The organism is Spirosoma montaniterrae (genome assembly GCF_001988955.1).
GTDB lineage: Bacteria > Bacteroidota > Bacteroidia > Cytophagales > Spirosomataceae > Spirosoma > Spirosoma montaniterrae.
In genome coordinates this window covers 165,629-182,662 of record NZ_CP014263.1, presented here as the reverse complement: position 1 = coordinate 182,662, position 17,034 = coordinate 165,629, and the positions used below count along the sequence as shown (strand labels likewise).

Annotated in this window: 13 protein-coding genes; 5 read left to right on the top strand and 8 right to left on the bottom strand. The window is 55.6% G+C overall.

All coding sequences use genetic code 11. The features are described 5' to 3' along the window. Window positions 1–25: 25 nt before the first annotated feature. The 5 genes from AWR27_RS00725 to AWR27_RS00705 all read left to right on the top strand — a co-directional run bounded on the left by AWR27_RS00725 (window position 26) and on the right by AWR27_RS00705 (window position 2,878). Complete coding sequence (locus AWR27_RS00725) at window positions 26–277, top strand: type II toxin-antitoxin system HicB family antitoxin (RefSeq protein ID WP_077129425.1); 252 nt, start codon at window positions 26–28, stop codon at window positions 275–277. Window positions 278–284: 7 nt separating this feature from the next. Next, window positions 285–488 (top strand): type II toxin-antitoxin system HicA family toxin, encoded by a 204-nt coding sequence (locus tag AWR27_RS00720; RefSeq protein ID WP_077129424.1) that lies wholly within the window; start codon window positions 285–287, stop codon window positions 486–488. A gap of 4 nt (window positions 489–492) precedes the next feature. Continuing rightward, window positions 493–1,812 carry a signal recognition particle protein gene (gene ffh / locus AWR27_RS00715; RefSeq protein WP_077129423.1) on the top strand — a complete coding sequence of 440 codons (1,320 nt, stop codon included), beginning with the start codon at window positions 493–495 and terminating at the stop codon, window positions 1,810–1,812. Between the two features lie 118 nt (window positions 1,813–1,930). Then, the gene (locus tag AWR27_RS00710) at window positions 1,931–2,368 is read left to right on the top strand and encodes a T9SS type A sorting domain-containing protein (protein ID WP_077129422.1); all 438 of its coding nucleotides are present in this window, start codon (window positions 1,931–1,933) and stop codon (window positions 2,366–2,368) included. Between the two features lie 69 nt (window positions 2,369–2,437). Next, window positions 2,438–2,878, top strand: coding sequence for a hypothetical protein (locus tag AWR27_RS00705; RefSeq protein WP_077129421.1), 441 nt, complete (start codon window positions 2,438–2,440; stop codon window positions 2,876–2,878). A 92-nt stretch (window positions 2,879–2,970) separates the two neighbouring features. On the opposite strand, the gene AWR27_RS00700 is transcribed toward AWR27_RS00705, so the two are convergent. The 8 genes from AWR27_RS00700 to AWR27_RS00665 form a co-directional block, all read right to left on the bottom strand. Next, window positions 2,971–4,596, bottom strand: coding sequence for a S41 family peptidase (locus AWR27_RS00700; RefSeq protein WP_232326078.1), 1,626 nt, complete (start codon window positions 4,594–4,596; stop codon window positions 2,971–2,973). A gap of 221 nt (window positions 4,597–4,817) precedes the next feature. Beyond that, window positions 4,818–5,555 (bottom strand): RraA family protein, encoded by a 738-nt coding sequence (locus tag AWR27_RS00695; protein ID WP_157579026.1) that lies wholly within the window; start codon window positions 5,553–5,555, stop codon window positions 4,818–4,820. After that, window positions 5,552–6,868 carry an MFS transporter gene (locus AWR27_RS00690; protein WP_077129418.1) on the bottom strand — a complete coding sequence of 439 codons (1,317 nt, stop codon included), beginning with the start codon at window positions 6,866–6,868 and terminating at the stop codon, window positions 5,552–5,554. Before AWR27_RS00690 ends, AWR27_RS00695 begins: the two co-directional genes overlap by 4 nt. A gap of 14 nt (window positions 6,869–6,882) precedes the next feature. Next, on the bottom strand, window positions 6,883–7,440 hold the full coding sequence (locus tag AWR27_RS00685; protein ID WP_077129417.1) for a dihydrodipicolinate synthase family protein: 558 nt from the start codon (window positions 7,438–7,440) through the stop codon (window positions 6,883–6,885). 10 nt (window positions 7,441–7,450) lie between these two features. Next, window positions 7,451–9,823, bottom strand: coding sequence for a hypothetical protein (locus tag AWR27_RS00680; RefSeq protein ID WP_077129416.1), 2,373 nt, complete (start codon window positions 9,821–9,823; stop codon window positions 7,451–7,453). A gap of 90 nt (window positions 9,824–9,913) precedes the next feature. Next, entirely contained in the window at window positions 9,914–11,395 is a 1,482-nt protein-coding gene (locus AWR27_RS00675) for a RagB/SusD family nutrient uptake outer membrane protein (RefSeq protein WP_077129415.1), read from the bottom strand. A 12-nt stretch (window positions 11,396–11,407) separates the two neighbouring features. Next, a complete protein-coding gene (locus AWR27_RS00670; protein WP_077129414.1) occupies window positions 11,408–14,599 on the bottom strand; it encodes a SusC/RagA family TonB-linked outer membrane protein in 3,192 nt (1,063 codons plus the stop codon). Between the two features lie 57 nt (window positions 14,600–14,656). Beyond that, window positions 14,657–16,933 (bottom strand): DUF5060 domain-containing protein, encoded by a 2,277-nt coding sequence (locus tag AWR27_RS00665; RefSeq protein WP_077129413.1) that lies wholly within the window; start codon window positions 16,931–16,933, stop codon window positions 14,657–14,659. Between the last annotated feature and the right edge of the window lie 101 nt (window positions 16,934–17,034).

The window sequence follows — 17,034 nt, the reverse complement described above, 5'->3', positions numbered from 1 at the left end:
TTTGTACTTCTTAACAAAAAGTTCGATGCAACAGGCAACGTATCGCGTTTTATTACGTCGGGAACCTGAGGGCCTTTATACTGCTATGGTTCCATCCATACCCGGTTGCGTGACCTGGGGCGAAACCATTGAAGAAGCCATCGCAATGGCGCGTGAAGCGGCTGAAGGATGCCTGGAGGTGTATGCCGAAAAAGGTATTTCAATTATGGATGATAGTGAAACGTTTGAGTATTCAATCTATCTACCCAGTACCCATTTGACAAATCAAGCCGCATAGGCAGTACATGAATTACTCGCCGAAACGACTGATTACGCTGCTGGAGGAACGAGGCTGGCAACTCCAGCGGATCAAAGGTAGCCACCATATCTATTTCAGTGAAGAACTAAACCGCACCATTCCAGTGCCGATGCATGGGAATAGGGATATGGCGAAAGGAACGTTCTTCTCCATTCTAAAACAAGCCGGTATTGACCGGAGCGACGTATAAACCAATGTTCGAGAATCTTCAGGATAAGCTTAATAAGGCCATTAAAACCCTTAAAGGGCAAGGCCGCATTACCGACATCAACGTGGCCGCCACAATCAAAGAGGTGCGCCGGGCACTTACCGATGCCGACGTAAACTATAAGGTCGCCAAAGACATTACCGACCGCATCAAAGAAAAAGCCATTGACCGGAAGGTGCTGATTTCGGTAGAACCGGGTCAACTGTTCGTCAAGATCGTGCAGGAAGAACTGACCGACCTGATGGGTGGCGAAGCGCAGAGCATCAACCTCAAAGGCGAACCCGCCGTAATTCTGATTGCAGGTTTGCAGGGGTCAGGAAAAACGACGTTTTCGGGTAAGCTTGCCAGTTATCTCAAAAAACAGGGCCGTAATGTGCTGCTCGTAGCCGATGATATCTACCGCCCGGCAGCTATCGATCAGTTGAAAGTACTGGGCGAACAGGTTGGCGTTGAGGTGTATAGCGAGCCGGAGAACAAAAATGCGGTCAGCATCGCGCAGAATGCCATTGCCCACGCCCGCAAAACGGGTAAGAAAATCGTGATTGTCGACACCGCCGGTCGCCTGGCGATTGACGAAGCGATGATGCAGGAAATTGAAGCCGTAAAACGCGCCATTACGCCTGCCGAAACGCTGTTCGTAGTTGATTCGATGACCGGGCAAGACGCTGTAAATACGGCAAAGACCTTCAACGACCGGCTCAATTTCGACGGTGTTGTGCTGACCAAACTCGACGGCGACGCACGCGGTGGGGCCGCGCTTTCGATTAAAACGATTGTTAATAAGCCGATTAAGTTTATCAGCACGGGCGAAAAAATGGAAGCCCTCGACGTGTTCTACCCCGACCGGATGGCAAGCCGGATTTTGGGTATGGGCGACGTGATTTCGCTGGTTGAACGGGCACAGCAGGCGTTTGACGAAGATGAAGCCAAGCGCATCAACGCCAAGATGCGCAAAAACCAGTTCGACTTCGACGATTTTCTGAGTCAGTTGCAGCAGATCAAGAAGATGGGCAACGTGAAAGACCTGCTCGGCATGATTCCGGGCATGGGCAAGATGATCAAAGACCTGGACATCGACAACGATTCATTCAAGCCTATCGAAGCCATCATTAGTTCGATGACACCGCTCGAACGCCAACGCCCCGACATCATCGACGGAAGTCGCCGGAAGCGTATTGCCAAAGGCTCCGGCACTGACATTACGCAGGTGAACAACCTCATGAAGCAATTCGATGAGATGCGTAAGATGATGAAGAAGATGAACACAATGCAGGCATCGGGCAAGCTCAACAAGATGATGCGCTAACCCTTCGCCTTTCACCCCGGAAAATCAGCCGCTCGTCTATTTCCTGAAACGCGGCTTTGCCTGCCTGCATCTTTCTGGCGTACTCCGAACAAGTCGGGGTACGCTAACAACAAACATCATGAAAGCAGGTTGGAATTCAGGACTGAAGGCGTTGCTGCTGGGAGCGGCTCTGTTGGCATCGTCGTGGGGTGTGGCGCAGCAGGCACCGTATTATGAAGAGAAAACGTTTGCCGTAGGCACCTATGCGGCTAAGGAACCGTCGAAACTGTGGGTAAACATTGAGCGGCTGAAATTTGCCGGGCCGATTCGCGTAGCGGTTTATGACGCAAAAGGGCGTGAACTTTTCACTGAAGTGCTGCCTAAACGTAATTTGCGTTTCCGGCAAAAATTCGACTTCAGCCAAATAAACGACGGTGCCTATACGCTCGTTATTTCCGACGGTCACCAAACCCAGGAACAAACGTTCCGGCTCAGTACGCCGGGTTTGCAGGAGCAATTGCCCCAACGCCTGATTACCCTGCGCGATATATGTACATCAACCGAAACCCGGATGTAGTATAAACCGGGTGGTCGTTTTCTGGCCGATGCGTCTTGTTTATAACCGGAAAGTTGTTGTTTTGCGGCCATGAAACACGCATTGACAGTTTTACTCATCGGCCTTTCTATGTCGGCATTCGGTCAGGCTTCTGTGGCCTACTACCCATTCAACAACGTTATCTCGGTAAGTACAAATCCTAACCGGGCATTCTGGCTCGACACGCGGTTGCAAACCAACACTACGTTCGGTTCGCTTGCCACTACGCTTTGCCCGCTCGTGAATGTATCGCGCAAAACGCAATACAACGTCTACACCGGTCTGGGCGTTCGGTTTAATGCCCTGAACAGCATCGATAACCGCGACATTCTGGAAGGTTATTCGCTGCACGTGGGCGTTCGCGTACAGGTGCCGTTTGTGCCGGGTTTGCGGGCGGCTGTTGAGTTAGCTCCCTACTCGCGTAAAGATTTCAAAATCGGCGCGTTCCAGTCGCTGCTGGGGCTGACCTATCAGTTTAAGAAAAAGGAGTAGGGGAAAAAGGGGTAAGGTTGTAAGGAGTAGGGTTGGAAAGGGCGTAAGCAAACAAAACGCCTTTCCAACCCTACACCCTGCCCCTTACAACCCTATTTATTGTAACTCACTGCTCCGTGGGCGAGTTTGTCGGCGCGGTCGAAGAGTTTGAGTGCTTTTTGATACGTGTCGTCAGACTCCCCGACCACTTTGAAAAACTCATTGTTCTGCCCGGCCTTGTTAGCTTTTTGATAAATATTGCGGGCCACCAATGCTTTAATCTGAGTACGGATGTAGTTTTTCGAGCGATTGTATTCTTTCTCGTTAAACTTAATCCCCTCAGCAGTAGCCTCTTTCACCAACCGAGCCAGTTGATCGTCGCCGATAACTACCGAGCGGTCGAACTCAGCGAAAGGCATCTTCTCCAACTTCTTCCGATTATCGTTGGCGAATTCCATGGCGAATTCACGGATGATATTCTTGCCATATAACTGCACCAAATACGCCGTTTGCCAGGTCGAATCGCGCGGAATAAAATAGTCGGGCGTAATGCCTCCCCCGCCGTATACCACACGCCCGGCGTCGGTTTTAAATTTCAGCTTCGGATCATTTTTGATTGAATCGGCCACGTAGTACTCACCCCGTTTCGAGCGTTGTTCGAGTTCTTTTTCGTAGTCGCCCTCCTGCCCCATCACATACGGTTTCTGAATGCTGCGACCGCTGGGCGTGAAATAGCGGGAAATGGTCAGCCGCAGTTCCGAACCATCGGACAGTTGTACGGGCATCTGAACCAATCCTTTGCCAAACGACCGCCGACCAGCAATCAGGGCGCGGTCGTGGTCTTGCAACGCACCCGCCACAATCTCCGACGCCGACGCGCTACCTTCATCGATCAGTACCACGAGCGGACCATCTTCAAACTGACCCGGCAGTTTGGCAAACGTCTGTCGGTCGTAGCGATTGTCTTTGCCGTCGGTATAAACCAGCAGTTTATTGCCCGAAATAAACTCGTCGGCCATGTTGGTGGCACGGTCCATGTAGCCGCCGGGGTTATTCCGCAAATCGAGTAGCAACTGCTTCATACCCTGCTGTTTGAGCGAGGTCAGCGCGGTCTTGAACTCGTCGTAGGTAGTTTCAGAGAATCGGTTAACTTTAATATAACCCGTTTGCCCATCAACCATGTAAGCGGCATCGACCGAATAGGTCGGGATACGGTCGCGCGTAATAGCGAACACTTTGGGTTCGGTCGATCCTTTGCGTAGAATGGTCAATCTTACTTCTGTGCCGCGTTTACCGCGCAGGGTTTTAAACACTTTGCTGTTATCGACTTTGCCGCCTGCCAGTGGTGTTTCATCGACCTTGATGATTTTATCACCACTCTGAATACCAGCCGTTTCTGATGGTCCGCCAGCTAACGGCGTTACCACATAGACAGTGTCTTTGTAGATGTTAAATTCAACGCCAATGCCATCGAAGCCGCCTTCTAACTGCGACCGGGCCGCAATAGCATCCTGCGGATTCATATACGACGTATGCGGGTCGAGTTTGAGCAACATCTTCTCAATCGAATAGTCGACCAATTCCTCTGTATTGACCGTATCGACGTAGTTGTTTTCGATAAGCTGCAGAATTTCACGGTACTTGGTGTAGCCTTTACCAATCGTATTCAGGCTTTTCGTACCGCCGAAAAACGTGGCACCAACAAGCATACCACCCGCCAGCGCAATGCCCAGCAGCATGGGTAGCCGTACAGTGGCTCTGTCATTCTGAATAACCGGTTTTGTGTGGCCGATGGGGGTTATTCCGTTTCTTTCTTCTTCCGGTTGGTGTCCTGTTGTTTCCATTCGTTATCTCCTCCGCTATCGGGTTGTATTCTATTGCGATAACGTTAGTAAGGTAGCGAAATGTTTGCCAGAATCGCGTATACGGTAAAAAATGTTTTGCCGAATACGCGATTTATTCACCACTCACCTTTTCGACCAAATTTCTCCAGCGCGGCTTTGCCAAAATCGGCCCCAGCCTGATTCATGGCAGCCAGCACCTCGGGCATGGGTCGTCCGGCTACGTCGCGGGCGGCTGCAATGACCGTGTTGCACTCGTTGGCATCCATAAAGCAACTGGCTTCGTAAATCCGGTCCTGATCTTCAGGCGGAATCACTAAGAAACCATGTTTATCGGCATGAATCAGATCGCCGGGCTTCACCGGGCAACCGAACACCTCGACCTCGACGCCCCAGCGCACGGGCCAGCTAAACGCATGGCCTACGCACATCCGTTTGGCAAGGGCTTTAAAGCCGGCATTGGTCATCTCGTCCACGTCGCGGATGGCCCCGTGGGTGATGGTGCCTACGCAACCCAGACTCCGGTGGATATTGGCGTTGACCTCGCCCCAGTACGAGCCGATGTGCGGGTTATCTAAATCCTGCACGACCACGATTTTGGGGCCGGGCACACTGGCGATGTACTCGCGGTAAGCCCGCAGGTTGTCGGGGTTCTCGCGCAGGTGTTTCGGGTTACTCGGTTCGCACACGACTGTTACGGCGTAGCCAACCATCGGCCCCATCTGCGGCATGTAGTCGCGGGTTTCGTCGAGGTTAAAATGGCCCCGTGTTGTGTCGTGGCGGGTAATTTGCTCCCAGCCGTTATAAACGGTAGGCGTGTTCCAGCGTTTGAGCTTAAGCAGTTCGGAATGAGTCATAGTCCTTGAATGTTGCCTTTTAGTGTTGGTACTAACCATTGAAATAGCCCCAGCGCGACGAGATAAATCGACGCGGCTACGGCGAAGATGAGCAGGTAGCTACCCGTGGCATCGAGCAGGTAGCCGGTAGCGGTGGCGATGAGCATACCGCCTGCTGCCCCGGCCATGCCGCCAATACCCACCACCGACGCGACGGCCTGCTGCGGAAACTGGTCGGAAACGGTCGTGAACAGCACCGCCGACCAGCTTTGGTGAGCCGCTGCGGCCAGGGCAATCAGGCAAACGGCCAGCCACAGGTTTTGCGTGAAGGCCGCACCAATAATGGGCGTAATCAGCAGGGCCGACGCGAGCATAACGGATTTTCGGCTTCGGTTCACCGACCAGCCGCGCTGCAACAGCCGCGACGACAGCCAGCCACCAACCGTGCCACCGATGGCTACAACGCTGTAGATGAACACCAGTGGACCAATGGATGCGGTGATGTTCAGGCCATATTGTTTCTGTAAGAATTTGGGGAGCCAGTAGAGGTAAAACCAGAAAATGGGATCGGTCAGAAACTTGGCCAGCACAAATGCCCAGGTGGCCCGATAACGAAGCAAACTTGCCCAGGTCGGTGCGGGGCCAGTCGCTACGTCGCCATCGCTGCGGATGTACGCCAGTTCGCTTGCCGACAGCCGTTTTTGAGCTTCGGGTCGTTCGTACCAGGCCCACCAGCCGATGAGCCACAGTAGCCCCAGCCCGCCCGTTACGAAGAAAGCCATTGGCCAGCCGAACGTAACGGCCAGCAACGGCACCACTATTGGGGCCAGCACCGCCCCCAGACTCGACCCCGCCGTAAAAATTCCCGTAATGAACGCCCGCTCCCGCTTCGGGAAATATTCGGAGAACGCTTTGATGGCCGCCGGAGTATTGCCGCCTTCGCCCAACCCCAGCACCGCCCGCGCCAGCCCGAACTGAACTACCGACCGCGCCCACCCGTGACCCATAGCGGCCAGACTCCAGAGTGTCAAGGCCAAAGCATAGCCGATTTTAGTGCCGTAACGGTCGATAAACCAGCCGAACAGCAGATACCCCACCGCAAACGCCCCCTGAAACGCCGTGACAATATAACCGTACTCCACCTCCGACCAGCCAAACTGCCGTTGCAGGTCGGGTGCAAGCAGCCCCAGCACCTGCCGGTCGATGTAATTGATGGTATTGGCGAAGGCAATCAGTGCCCCAATCCGCCAGCGAAACCGACCCAGGGTAGCGACTGATGGCTGCCGGAGTGTTCCGGGTAGATCGGTGGAAGATGCGGGCAGATTCGGTTGCATTGGCGTTGCGTGTGTTAATTCAGGTTCAGCCGTTCGTGCCACTCGGCCACGTTACGGTGTAATGCGCTGAGGGCGGTGTGATGTTTGGCAGGCAACGTACTCGACGCCGTTCGGCAAACGGTGGTTATGGGTAAGCCCCGGTTCCGCAAAAACTGTTTGGCACTGGTCGGGTACTGTTCATGAATCAGGGCGTTGATGCGGGTTAGTTCAGCCTGTAGCCAATCGACGGTTTCCTGTTCAGCCGGGTCGTGAACGTGCTGACACAACCAGGCCACAACTTCCGGAAAGTAATTGGCCGCGATGGGCGATAACCCACTGGCTCCCAGCCGCAACGATGCCACGGCATTGGGCAGATGCGCGTCGAAAAAGCCAAAGTCCGGGCGGGGTACAACGACTAATTTGGCTGCTACGTCCGCCGTATTACAGGAGGTGTCTTTGTGGTACTTGATCCGGCACGTCGCGCTCAGGTGCGCCAGCATAACCGGGGTCAGTAGCCGCTTGTACGGCACCGGGCATTCGTAAACCCCCAGCGGAATGGAGCCTGCTGGTACGAATTCGTCGTGCGTCGTCATAGACATCTTTTCACTGCTTTATCAACCATACCTCACTCACCTGATTCCCCCGACCCGACTCGCCCGCACGGGGCGTACCCGTCCACGAGAGATCGAGCGTACCCGTGCGGGTAGTTTCGGCGGGCAAGTCGTACTCCAGCAATGTAAATTCTTTTTTTTGCAGTGGATGGATTTCTGTGTTCTGATTCGCCACCATGCGCACCGGGCCACTGGCATATACAACCCGTACTTTGTAGCGGGCCGCCGGGTCGAGACCGTCGTAATGCAGCCGAATGGGTTGGTCGTAGAGGCCCATGACATGACTGTACCACGATAGCGGGTAACGTAGTGAACCGGGTGCCCGCTGCTCGTTAATGGTCAATGGCGTTTTCAAAAAATCGGGATCATTTTTGTACGTGTCGGCTTTTACCAGATGCGGTTGCCGGGCCGGATTGCCGAGATCGTCATACAGTACGCCGGGCTGATTTTCATGCGGCTGTAGTTCGGCCTGCAACGCCCGGAGCTGCACAAGTCGTTCGTTTTCAGTAGTCAACGTAGCAATTGAACTAAAACGTTGGAGCACATACGAACGGTTGTTGAGGGGCGTATTCAGCCGTTCGAGCGTGGCCCCGTCGGAGCGTACAGCCGCGTGGCGTTTCATGTACAACTGCATGTTTATGGTTTGGAACAACGCTTCGCCTAACTCCAATACCCGCATTTTCAGCGGTAACGCTACCGGTTGTGTTTCGGCCTCTGCCAGCCGCTCAACAGCCCGTTGCATGGCCCCCGCCGACCCTAATACGGGTGCATTTGTCAGCATTGCCAGTGCATCGGTTTCGAGGTGCTGTTCGTGCAAAACCCGCTGCCGGACATAAGCATCATAATACGCCCGAAACAGAGCCTGCTGAAATCGCCAGTTTTGCAATAAATGCGGCCCGGCCTGCTGTTCTACTTGCTGAAAAAGAGCCAGCGTACTATCAATCCCGGTGTTGGTCCGAACGGAGCCGCGCCAGTTTTGTTCCAGACGCTGTAATCCGCTGGCAAAACGGTCGGCTACGGCGGGGCCAATAAAGTAGCGGCTGTATTCGCGCAGAATCTGGTCAACGGGCTGGTTTGGATCCCAGCCGAGCGCACTCCAGATGGCTTTGTTCACATCGTCGTTGCAGCCTTCCGAATACGTGATGTAGCCGATGGTGTGCGGGGCGGAATAGCGATAAATGGCTGCCATATCCTGCGGGCGCGGGTTGATGGGTTCGCGGTGCTGCGTCAGCACGTAGGCATAGTCCCAGTCGGGCACGGGATACTGGCAGCGGTGCGAGTGCGTAATATCGGGGTATTGCCGGATGGGGTAACGGGCGGGCGTCCACTTCCGAAAATCGGGCAGCGACAGCCGCATCCAGGGGCCATAAGCCAGTCCTGTCAGCCAGGGCGGGTTTTGCTCAATCAGGGCTTTGAAGGTAGCGAGCCGCTTCTCATCGAACCCCTGGGGCGACATCCACCACTGTACATTGGCATGGTATTTTTTCAACTGAGCCGCCTGTTTTTCCAGCATCGGCACCAGCAGTTGGGGCGGGGTATGGCCGGGGTCGCCACAGGGCACCAGAATGGCGTTTAGTTTCGGCAGTTGCTTCAACACGTTGCCCCACTCGTTGAGGGCAAACTGCACCGTTTCGGGCTTGCTGTAATCATCGTCCAGGGCCGGATACCACACCCACACGTCTAAGCCATAATCAGCCGCCAGTTGCGACATACCAATCATGGTTTCCATGGGTGGCAACGGAAAATGGGGACTGTCGCGGTCGGTATCGGAGCGGGGTGGAATCAGTTCGATGGCATTGGCTCCAAACACGACTAAATCGCGGATGTACTGCTCCCACTGGGCAAGGTCCCAGCCGTCGTAGGAGTTGGGCGTGGCCCGGTAGCCCAACTGATGCCCCCGGAGCGGAGTTTGCGGGGCTGTGCTGATGGCCAGCGAATTATCCGCCAGAACCGTATCCCGCATCAGGGTTAGCTGCCGCAGCAGCCAGCCAGCACCGAAGACTGTGCCACGTGGGTCGTTGCCCTGCACCCAGATGATTGGTTGCCCCGGCGCAGCATCGACACGTACCTGAAAACCGTCTTTAGGCGTTTGGACCGGAGGTGCTTTTCGGCCTGTTTTTTTCAGCGCGACGGCCTGCCCTACGGCAATAACGGGCGAGTTGCTGGTGGGCCACTGCGTCGCTTGCGCCAACCGAATTCGGGTTCGTTTCTGAATCTCTTCGACCAGCATCTGAGCGGCCTTTCGTTCGGGTGTGGTGGCGCCGGTCGGGCAGTAAACAACGGCCCGCGCGAGGTTGAGGGGCGTTTGGGCGAAACCAGACCCAACAACCGATAGCAGAAGCAGTAATGAAAGGAAAAAACGCATGGGGAATAAGGGAAAGGACGGTTGGCCTAAAAATACCTCCGCTGACAGAGCCACCGGAGGATTCACATCCAACCTATGAAAAAACTACGGCTAATACCCCGGATTCTGCGTCATTTTACCCGGATTAATGTCAATTTCGGCCTGCGGAATCGGAAAAATCAATTGGTGCGGCTGTACGCGAAAGCCCAGCGCGGTCATGACCGGAATGGCCCGGTCGGTCCGAACCAGGTCGGGCCAGCGGTGGCCCTCAAAAGCCAGTTCGAGCCGTCGTTCGTTTTCGACTGCCAGCGCAAAAGCCGCCTTGTTCAGCCCGGCGGGTATGTCGAAGGCCGACGTTGTAACACCGTGTGCCCGCCGACGAACGCGGTTGATGGCGTCGTAAGCTACGGCGTTGGGACCGCTATTGGTTTCGTTGAGTGCCTCCGCGTACATCAGCAGCACATCGGCAAAGCGCAGCACCGGAAAGTTCATGTCCGAATCCGCCTGATTGAACGGAATGGAGCCGTAAACGGGTTGCAGGTATTTTTTAACGTACCGTTGCAACTGCCCATTGATAATCAGCGAATCGAGATTGGCCGACCGGCGCGGGTCAGAACGCGGAAACGCGTTGAATACCTGCACGGTGGGCCAGATAAACTGCCCATTGCCGTTACCCACACCCGTTAGCGTAAGCGGCCCGTTGGGTGGGGCCGACCCGTTGGTATAGCCACTGCCTTCGCCGATACCGCCCGTTTTGTACTGAATCTCAAATAGGGATTCTTTGTGCCCTGAATTATTAGAACGGGCCGGGTCGAAATTGTCGATGTAACGGGGAGCCAGGTCATACACGCGCCCACCCGTACCGGTCAGGTCGATCACCTCTTTGAGTTTCACAACAGCCTGCGCGTAATTTTTCTGGGTCAAATACACCTTACCGAGCAGGGCTTTGGCGGCTCCGCTCGTGGCCCGGCCAATATCGGCTCCGGTATACGAAACGGGCAGTTTGGTTTCGGCATCGGTCAGGTCGGCCAGAACCTGTTTGTACACGTCATCCGCCGAGGCCCGCGTGTAGGTGTAACCCTCTTCGGCAGCGTTGATTTCGTTCAGTACCAGCGGCACCCCGCCGAAAAACCGTACCAGATTGAAATACATCAGCCCCCGAATAAACCTGGTTTCACCGGTAAACTGGTTTTTCAGCGCGGGCGTAACTGCCGAGGCTTCGATGCGGCCCAGCACAATGTTGCACCGCTGAATGGCCGCATAACTGGCCGAATAAAACGACAGCAGGCTGGGGTTTACGGGCGTCACCACAAACTGATCGAACTCGTTCTGGGCAATGCCACCCGCGCCGTTGGGGTTCTGAACGCCCGCATTGTCGGCGGGTACTTCCGAGAAATGGATGTAAACGCTACCGTACAGTCCGTCGGCCTGTAGAGCCGCGTAGGCCGCATTGACCGCCGTCCGGAAATCAGACGCCGATTGGTAAAACGTATTCGTAGAAACCTGCGTGTTGGGCTGTAGGTCCAGAAACGATTCGCTACAGCCGCTCAGGGTCAGCAACAGCAGGGCCGAAGAAAAACGGATGAATTTCATGGTGATAGCCGGTTAAAAATCTACAGTCAAACCAAACGTAGTGGCGCGGGCCAGCGGATAGGTGCCATAATCGACGCCGGGGTTCAGCACGGCCCGACCACTGAAACTAACGTCGGGATTATAACCCATGTAGTTGCTCAGCATCAGCGGGTTCTGCATTAGCGCGTATACCCGCCCCCCGCGCAGGCCCAGCGGTTTCAGCAACGCCGTGGGCAGGTTATAACCCAGCGAAACGGTTCGGATGCGCAGAAACGACCCATCTTCTACCCAAATCGAGTTCATGTTGATGATGTTGTTCGACGAACCGCCCAGCCGCGCATATCCCGTGCCGGGATTTTCGGGCGATTGCCACGCGCCTTCGATGACGCGCCGATACTGGTTGTTGCCAGGTCGCTGCGTGGCCATAAACCGCGAGGTGCCGTTAATAACCTGATTGCCGTAGTTGCCCTGAATCAGTACGCTCAGTTCAATGCCCCGATAGCGGAAATTATTGGTCAGGCCGTAAATGAGCTTCGGAAACGCATTGCCCAGAATGGTCCGATCCGATGCGTTGATAATTCCGTCGCCGTTGGTATCCTGAAACTTGTAATCGCCGGGCCGCGTCACGGGGCCTGAACCCCAGCGGGCGTGGTTATTAATTTCTTCCTGCGTATTGAACACGCCCAGAATCTGATAGCCGTAGAAATTACCCAGCGGTTGCCCTACTTCAACTACGTGCGACTCGAAAATCTGCGACGTGCCCGACAAAATCCGGTCGCCGGTAGCGCCGAGAGCCAGCACTTTGTTGCGGTTGAACGACAGGTTCAGGTTGGTCGTCCACTCCAGCCCGGAGCCGCCTTTGAGGTTGCGCGAGTTGAGCGAAAACTCCCAGCCCCAATTGCGCACACGCCCAATGTTGGTCAGAATGCGCTGGTAGCCCGTAATACGGGGTACGTTCACGTTCAACAGCAAATCCTGCGTTACCTTGTCGTAGTAATCGACGGTCAGTTGCAGCCGGTCGTTGAAAAAACCGGCATCGATCCCTACGTCGCCCTGCCGCGAGGTTTCCCAGCGCAAATCGGGGTTGACCAAACTGGCAGGGGCCAGCCCCGTAACCAACTCACCCAGCCCGGCCCCGAAAATATAGTTTTGGTCGGAGAGCAGGCCCTGATAGGCGTAGTTGCCGATGTTGTTGTTGCCACCCAGCCCGTAGCTGGCCCGCAGTTTCAGGGCCGAAACAACGGGTTTTACCGATTGCATAAACGGCTCGTCAAGCACCTGCCAGCCCGCCGAAGCCGATGGGAACGTTCCCCATTTGTAGTTTGGCCCAAACCGGCTCGACCCATCGCGCCGGATGTTGAAGGTGAGCAGATACCGACCGGCGTAATCGTAGGTGACGCGCCCGAAGTACGACAGCAGCGACCACTCCGACAAACCACCCGAACCAGCGGTAATTAACCCGGCTGCGCCAACGTAAGGCGCGGCATCCGACGAGAATTTCTCCCCCCGTACATACGTGTCCTCAACGCCCTGTTTCTGGGTTTCGTTGCCCAGCAGGAACAACAGATTATGCTTGCCAGCCAGCGAGCGCGTATAGGTTAGTGTGTTGGTATTGACCCAGTTGAATAGCAACGACGGGCGAGCTTCGGCCCGCGCCAGCGACGGTGGTGCCGACCCGCCCCGGCCCAGATACGACGGATAATAGCCGTTATACGATGAACTGACTACGTTGGTGCCAATGGACGTGCGGGCCGTAAGTCCGGGCAGGGGGTTCCAGTCGAGGTAGAGCCGACCCGTTGTCGTAAATTCTTTCTCACCCTGCTTGTACTGAGTAGCAATGGCATAGGGATTAATCATGGCGTTGAAACCGGGCGTTCCAAGCTGATACTGACCCGGATACGTGCCATCGGGCAACTGTAGCGGAATGTGGGGCGAAATGGTCAGTGCTGTCAGTACCACCCCCTCCCGCGACCAGGTATCATCTGAATTCACGATCTGCCGCTGGCTGAAGGTTGGAGCCAGATTGATGCCTAATTTTACCGTTCGCGTCAGGTCGGTATCAAGGTTTAACCGGACGGAGTACCGTTGAAAACCTGAACTGACAATAATGCCCTGCTGGTTGAAATAGCCGCCCGTTACGGCAAAGCGGGTACGTTCATTACCACCGGTTGCCGTTAGCTGAACGTTGTTGATCGGTGCCGTGCGGAAAATGGCATCCTGCCAGTCGGTACCAGCCCCCAACGCCGGGTTGATCACGTTCGAGGAATCATTGAGCAGATACAACGGCAACACCTGATTGCCGATAGGCCGACGCGAGTTTTTGAACCTTGTGAAGTCGGTAATGCCCCCTGCGTCGGCGTAGGCGTTGTTTTTAGAGTCGATATGAAATTTAGCGTACTCGGTTGCGTTCAGCACGTCGACCTTGCGGAGCACGTTCTGAAAGCCCGTGTACGTATCCAGCCGGAACGTAGTGCGTCCATTGCGGCCTTGTTTGGTCGTAATGATTACAACGCCGTTGGCCCCTCTTGACCCATAAATGGCAGCCGCGCTGGCGTCTTTCAGTACCTCAATCGACTGAATATCATTGGGATTGATGGCTGTGATGTTCGTTACGCCCGGAAATCCATCAACCACGTACAGCGGTTCGTTGCCCGCGCCAATTGAGCCGCTGCCCCGTACCCGCACGTTGATGGTGCCACCGGGTGCGCCCGTAGTTTCCTGCACCTGCACGCCCGCCAACTGCCCCGTCAGAGCCTGATCGAGGCCGGTTACGGGTACATTCTCGATTTGCCGGGCCGAAATCGACGCTACCGAGCCGGTTACGTCGCGCCGGTTCTGTTCGCCATAGCCGACCACCACTACTTCGCTAAGTGCTTTGGTATCGATTTGCAGGCTGACGTTGAGGGCAGACTGGTTGCCAACCCGTACCTCCTGCGCCAGATACCCCACAAACGAAAAGACAAGTATTGTTCCGGGGCTGTCGGGTACAGCGATACGGTAGCGACCTTCGGCATCGGTAGTGGTGCCCCGGTTGGTGCCTTTCACGGCCACACTCACGCCCGGCAAACCGCTTCCTGTTTCGTCGGTCACGCGCCCGTTCACCGTGCGGTCGGCGGCAGCAGCCTTTTGCGCGCCCGATGTTTCGGCGACGGAGATGGCCGGAAAGCACACGAACAGGGTGTAAAAAAAACACCCCAGAAATTGAATCGCTAAAACTGACTTCATAACGATTAAGGTTTAGAGGATACATGCACAAATCCGCTGGCAATCGATTCAAACAAATTACTTGGCAGCCAGCGGGTCGAAGACGTTTTTGCGCTGAACCACGAATACCCAGTCCTGCGCGTCGGGCGGAGTCAGCGTGAGCGTGGCCGACGTACCCGTTACGTCGCGCTCGTGGACGTACTCGCCCGTGCGGGGGTTGTAGCGATGGATGGAATGGAGCCGCTGCGTAAGCTTCGGTGCCGGGTCGAGGGGGTCGTGCAGGGGCGTCAGCGTGTGCGGCCCGGCCTGCCCGCGCATATACACTACCGCCGTAAAGCCTTTGCCCTCTTTGGCCAATACGCTGTGCATCACGGTGGGCGGAGTATGGCGCGGCCCGTCGGCACTACGTCCGATAGCGGCCCGAATCAGCGTGTCGGCCCGGAACGAGCGGTGGAAGGGTTTTATCCACGACCACTCACCCCGTCCGTTGCCGTTGGGTGCTACCTCTTCAAAAAAATGCCGCAGCAAGGCAAGCTGCTCGAATTTCACTCGTTGTGCTGCCGAATCGGCCCCGAATTTGCCGCCGAACTGCAACCCGCCGAGGTACGTATCGGCAAAAGCCGTAACGGGATAATTACCGGCCATCACTACGTCCCAGGTGGCGTGCCGAAACGCATCGGGCGTAGCATCGACGGGCGCGTAGCCCGTATGCACGGTAATTTTCTGGGGGATTTGATACGTGTAGTTGCGGACGTACAGGTTTTGCAGGCTATTGCGGAAATCATAAAAACTCATCCACGATGCCCCGGCAAACCGACTCACCGACCCGGCCTCTTTACCCGCATCGCCCAGAATGGTAATCCAGCGGTGGTGCGGATCGGTCTGCTGCATCAGCGTGCCGAGTCGGTCCATGCGGGCCGCTTGTGTGGGGCTGTCGTCTGTCTTGTTCCAGTCGGCGGCAATGCCAAACGCTACGTTGTAAGCCGAGTAGCGGGCAATGACGTATGCAGCATACCGTTCGCGGGCGGTTTGATCGGCAAAGTCAGACCAGGCCGTAGCACCGAGCGGGTTCTGGCGGTCGCCCCAGGCCAGCACGAGCAGGGGTGTTATGCCTTTTTGGTTCAGGTAGTTTACACGCCGGTCAATGGCCTGCCAGTAGGCCAGATTGGGTTGGGTCATGGCCCGGTCTAAAAATGGTTTACCACCTTCGTTACTCCCTCCCGGCAGCAGGGCTGTTTGGAGGAACGTAAAGCCCTGACCAACCCGCTTATCGACGTACTGCCGGAACGTGTCAAACGTCAGATTTTCGGTTGGTTCAGCGCGGAAAGCGGCCCAGTTTGTCTCCCCCATCAGCCAGTACGGACGCCCATTCTGGTAGGTCAGCTCGCGACCGGGCGCGTGGCCTTTCACAATCACCCCGCCCCGGTTGTCGGATGGTACGCAGGTAAATACGCCCGTTTGCCCATTCAGCCGGGCATCGGCAGACTGGATGCGCCACGTCCAGCGACCGGGCGAATCCGGTGAGAAGCGGAATCGCCAGCCGTTGGCACCGTCAGGAAAAAGCGGAATTTCATACGTGCCGCCCGCATGGCGAGTGAACATCGCTTTTGTTTGACTATCAGTGGTTTGTGACGAATTACCAATAAAGATTTTATCAAAAATACCGTATCGTTCCACGACCTCGGTAGCAACGGGCGTAGTGGGCATGGGTTCGGATTGGCTGACCAATCGAACGTCGCTAATGATGGGAGCCGGGTCGGTGAGGGCGTCGCTGACAAACGAGTTGTCGAGACCAATCACGAAGTACCGCAGGCTCATCCGGGCAAACGGAAATTCGCCTAATCGTTTTCCGTCGATGGTGTAAGTCAGCCGCCCCCGGTTCCACTCCATCCGGTAACGGTGTGCTTCACCCCGCACCGTTACGTCGGGTACATTGACTTCGTAGCGCGTGCCCGATCCGTCGCTGAATGCCAGCATCTTAAGATGGCACGACGTACCAATCCGCAGCATCCAGTTGCTGCCTTTTTCCTTACCCGATTTGAATGGCTCGCCCGATTCCCAGGCCGATAGAATATTCGACTTGGCCGCACCGACTGCCGGTAGCGTCATACCCCGAATGGTAGCCTCGAAATAGCCGCGCTCAATGGCTTCGCCTGCATCGTAAATAATCCGTCCGCCCGCACTGCGCCAGCCGCCCGCTTCGACAAACGCTCCGGCTCCCTGCGGTTTCCCCGTTGTTTGACCGGCTAAGGCGTCCTGCACCAGTACCCGTTCGGGAACTGATTGCGCCTGAAGTTGACATTGGACGGCTATCAAGCCGAGCAGAAAGCTGATAATCAGTTGACAACGCTTCATAACAGGTTTAGGAAGTAGGGGTTATGACGGGGCTAAATACGGACAAAAAATCCAAAAACAAAAATAATTGTGTACAATTTTTTGGTTTATTTGTGTGTAAA